At 56.9% G+C, this 3,868-nt stretch carries 4 protein-coding genes and 1 pseudogene; 2 read left to right on the forward strand and 3 right to left on the reverse strand.

Going from position 1 to position 3,868, the window contains the following annotated elements; translation table 11 throughout:
• Positions 1 to 504: 504 nt before the first annotated feature.
• Entirely contained in the window at positions 505 to 1,554 is a 1,050-nt protein-coding gene (locus BGI01S_RS28705) for a PDDEXK nuclease domain-containing protein (protein WP_042329806.1), read from the forward strand.
• 51 nt (positions 1,555 to 1,605) lie between these two features.
• Here the strand turns inward: BGI01S_RS28705 and BGI01S_RS28710 are convergent, their stop codons facing one another.
• Positions 1,606 to 1,875 (reverse strand): DUF1488 family protein, encoded by a 270-nt coding sequence (locus BGI01S_RS28710; protein ID WP_042329807.1) that lies wholly within the window; start codon positions 1,873 to 1,875, stop codon positions 1,606 to 1,608.
• A 421-nt stretch (positions 1,876 to 2,296) separates the two neighbouring features.
• Here BGI01S_RS28710 and BGI01S_RS28715 point away from each other — a divergent pair, with 421 nt between their 5' ends.
• Positions 2,297 to 2,662 carry a hypothetical protein gene (locus tag BGI01S_RS28715; RefSeq protein WP_042329808.1) on the forward strand — a complete coding sequence of 122 codons (366 nt, stop codon included), beginning with the start codon at positions 2,297 to 2,299 and terminating at the stop codon, positions 2,660 to 2,662.
• 132 nt (positions 2,663 to 2,794) lie between these two features.
• On the opposite strand, the gene BGI01S_RS28720 is transcribed toward BGI01S_RS28715, so the two are convergent.
• Together BGI01S_RS28720 and BGI01S_RS30715 are read right to left on the reverse strand one after the other, a co-directional pair.
• Positions 2,795 to 3,073: a hypothetical protein gene (locus BGI01S_RS28720; protein WP_042329809.1), complete on the reverse strand. Its 279-nt coding sequence runs from the start codon at positions 3,071 to 3,073 to the stop codon at positions 2,795 to 2,797.
• A gap of 36 nt (positions 3,074 to 3,109) precedes the next feature.
• Positions 3,110 to 3,868: pseudogene (locus BGI01S_RS30715) on the reverse strand (hypothetical protein); the annotation flags it as partial.

The following is a 3,868-nucleotide window of genomic DNA, read 5'->3' on the forward strand; positions in this document are numbered from 1 at the left end:
GCCACAATTATCACGACAGGTGCGAGCAAGAGCCAGCGTCGCCTGTCGATTCTGGCCAAGGTCCAGCACCTCAGGCACTTGAACGATTTCACGACGCGATTTCGAATCAAACGGGCCGCGGATTGGTGATGCCCGTGAAGCCGACCGCTTGTACCGAAGGTAAGCTAGATGCCGGCGACGGTCGTTGTCTGTGCGGCGGACCCCGATCCGCTGCTCGATTGTCTGTCGTGCTGGTGCTGGTCTTTTCATTGTTGGGGAACGCCGGTTCGCTCTCAGGGGACCGCCGCCGAAGGCGGTCGTCCATCATTTTAAACGCCCACCACACTACGCAGCGTCCAAAACCCCTGCGCCACGTTACATTTGACATAACATAATTTATCAACAGTTTTAACGGGGCACGATGCTATACTCGAGGCGACTTCACCGGTTTGTGCTTGTCGACTGTCGCTTTCACCAAGATAATTCCGTTCCGAGCGTAATCATCGGCGCCCACAGACTAGACGCATGACCAAAGATCCGGATACTCCCGTGTGGGCTGAGGACTATCGTCACTGGTTCGCCGAACTCAAGCAGCGCGTCGAGCAAGCGCGGCAACGCGCCGTGGCCAGCGTCAATCGCGAACTGGTCGCACTGTACTGGCAGATCGGCCGCGACATTCTTGACAGACAGCAGAAACAAGGCTGGGGTGCGGGCGTTGTCGACCGGCTCGCGCGCGATCTCAAGGCGGCATTTCCTGACATGCGCGGCTTCTCACCGCGTAACCTCAAGTACATGCGTGCGCTCGCGCACGCCTTTCCGCAGCCGGAATTTGTGCAACAACCCGTTGCACAATTACCGTGGTCGCACGTAGTGACGCTGCTCGACAAGCTGGACGACCCCGCGCAGCGGCTTTGGTATGCGGAAAAATCGCTTGAGCACGGCTGGTCACGCAGTGTGCTGACCATGCAGATCGAAACGGCCGCCCATGCTCGTACCGGGAAGGCAGTGACGAATTTCGCCGACCGGCTGCCGCCAGCGCAATCGGATCTCGCGCGCGAGGTACTCAAGGATCCTTATATCTTTGACTTCCTTGGCCTGACTGAGAGCGCACAGGAGCGTGACATCGAGCGTGCGCTCACCCAGCACATCACGCGTTTCCTGCTCGAACTGGGCGCAGGGTTCGCTTTCGTAGGGCGTCAGTACCGGCTGGAGGTAGGCGGCGACGAGTTTTTCATCGATTTACTTTTCTACCATCTCAAACTGCGTTGCTATGTCGTGGTCGAACTGAAAACGACACCGTTCAAGCCCGAGTACGCGGGCCAGTTGAACTTCTACCTTTCAGCTATCGATGCGCAGGTCAAGACGCAGGAAGACCAGCCGACCATCGGTCTGCTGCTCTGCAAGGAAAAGAACCGGCTCGTGGCGGAATATGCGTTGCGCGGCGTAGCCAAGCCAATGGGTGTCGCTGAGTACCACTTTATGCGCGAGGTGCCGCAATCACTGGAGACGGATTTGCCCACCATTGATCAGATTGAGGCGGAATTACGTCCCGATCTTCCTGACCCAACCATGTAGTATTTCTCAGCGCCCCGCTCTCCTGTCAACCAACCGTCAGGCAACCGCCGGTCACCTGGTCAGAAAGTCGTTCACGGTCAGCCACAACGACTCATCTGGTCGCGCCAGTGATTTTCTTTGCGCGACCGCGACGATGCGATTGCGGCCGTTTTCGAATGCTTTGAGCGTACGCGCCTGGTCGGCGCTACGCGGTAACCAGAAGAGCTCTTCGAGCGCGTCACGCGCAATTGCGCCTTCGACCTCGCGGCCGCGAATCGACAGCATGAAAACCACGGTGCGTCCGTCCGGCGAGACGGCGGGCGCGCGATCAATAACTTCCATGACGTACCTCGACGATATAATTCGCGGTCTTTGTATTTGTACCGCGCAGCAATAAATCTACCAGAACTTGAAGCAGCGCAATCGTCTATGACGTAACCGTCCAGCTTCACCGCTATCCCCTATTGCTGACCGGAGTTGATTCTTTTCGGGAACGAGCGTATGCCACCCTCTGACGAGTAGTCCGGTAGTCGCCAATCCCCACATTCATTGACACGGGGTAGCGTTGCTTCGACAGCGTATTCGGCAATCTTGGATTGCTCCATCCCGTTTCACCTCATAAAATGAGTCTGCTCGTCAGGGCCTCATCTGTTCCTGTGCGTTCTTGCAGGTGTCCCTTCTGTTGTTCGCAGTCCGCCGCGCTCAGATGCGCCCGGCCCAGGCGAGTATGATTAGTACAACAAACGCATGAGTGAAGGTAGTGATGAGGAAAGCAGAAAAACACGTGATGATAACGGCAGAGAATGTCCTGGCGAGCATGAAGCCCGCCGAGCGGTGCACGTTGCATGACATCGCCCGGCGGGTGAACGGTGCGATAGCGAACGTTCAGACCGTACTGACCGAATGCGTCGCGAGACGCGCGGTGAGGAAAGCGAACGCCGGCAAGCGGCACGTCTACGTGCTTGTCACCGCAGAGGAAGCCGCCGAGGATGCGGGCACACCGGTATGGTCGCAGACGATCCTGCAGGGATACGACGCGGCGAATCGCCGGTTCATAGAACTCTGTATGGTCGCCCGCTCGCCCGTCTCGGAAGACCAGACTGTGCGATACGGAGTGATCGGCGAGTGACACCAGGGGCTTTGTCCGGAAGGGTAAGGATCTCCCGCTGCGGCCGCAACTATGCATTTTTAACGGAAACGGGTCTGCCGAATGAATTCCACAGGCTGCGGGGGGGGGGGCGCAGGGGAGGACCTTGCACGGTCAGGCCTTCCAATCATTAACGCCGGACGACGTCCTTTTACGCAGCAGCGAGGTTTGGTTTGCAAGCAATTCTCGAAGCTCATTCAAATCCGGACGTGTTCCCCAGCTGCGGGCACCAGCGACCGAGGCGATGGCGATCCAGGAATTCGGTGGAAACCACTCACGCATCAGAACATCATTCTGCAGGATTCGAAGCTGACCGGTTTGATCGCAGTAGTCGGCACACATTTCAGCATCGGCAAACATTTCGGTCACACGTAGGCTACGCATGCGCAGCATCTGTCTCTCCATTCCTGAAATGGGGCTAGCTACTTTCTAATTGCCATTGCTTCGGTGTGCATCGTGACCAAGAGCGCGTAGCAGATCACGCAGGTAGCCATCATCATCGGCACTCGATTCCTGCGATCCGTTCATACAGTTGCCGGATTTCCTTTTGTTCTGGCCAGTACGCAAGACTGCAGCTCGCAGATCAAGTGCTTTCTGCTCAATGTAGCCGCGAATGACCCTGTTCATAATTCTTTTTTTCGAACAATGTTTGAATGTCAACGGGATCGAACGTCCCGGCTTCCGGCAAATCGACTCGGCATCCGCGCGCCATGAGGGCGGTGGCGTCCCGTGATCGGATGCTGCGACAATTGAACCCGTCGCCGTCGACAGATCGCGCGGGATTTTCACGTTTGCCCCGGAAAAGAGGTCCGACGAAATGATACGTGTGCTGAGTCGACTTAAAGGTGAACAACTGCAAATCCGCAGGGGGTATTTTTCAAGAATTGTGAAAGTCCGAAAGAAAGGCCAGGGCCATCTATATGAAGATCCCCCGTTGGCGCGAGTTTTTTTCGTTCGATCTGACAGACAGGGCGCCTTCATGGTGCTGCCGAAAATGCGCTTGTAGCGCAGCATCGCAAGCTCGGCATAATTGCGCAGATTGTAGCCACTGGTGCGCTGCCAGGCGCGGCGGCCCTGTTGTGCAATGACCTGAATATGGTGGTCTCGCTGAGTATCACCAGCGGTCGAGAGCACCGCCGTTTCGTGCGGTGGAATGACCACCTGAGCGTAGGGCTGATGATTCAGAAC

It is taken from the genome of Paraburkholderia ginsengisoli NBRC 100965, from assembly GCF_000739735.1.
In the GTDB taxonomy this organism is placed as follows: Bacteria; Pseudomonadota; Gammaproteobacteria; order Burkholderiales; family Burkholderiaceae; genus Paraburkholderia; species Paraburkholderia ginsengisoli.

Excerpts from the sequence above, each read along its gene's own strand:
- BGI01S_RS28705 (WP_042329806.1), top strand. The coding sequence starts at position 505 with ATGACCAAAGATCCGGATACTCCCGTGTGGGCTGAGGACTATCGTCAC.
- BGI01S_RS28710 (WP_042329807.1), bottom strand. The coding sequence starts at position 1,875 with ATGGAAGTTATTGATCGCGCGCCCGCCGTCTCGCCGGACGGACGCACC.
- BGI01S_RS28715 (WP_042329808.1), top strand. The coding sequence starts at position 2,297 with ATGAGGAAAGCAGAAAAACACGTGATGATAACGGCAGAGAATGTCCTG.
- BGI01S_RS28720 (WP_042329809.1), bottom strand. The coding sequence starts at position 3,073 with ATGCTGCGCATGCGTAGCCTACGTGTGACCGAAATGTTTGCCGATGCT.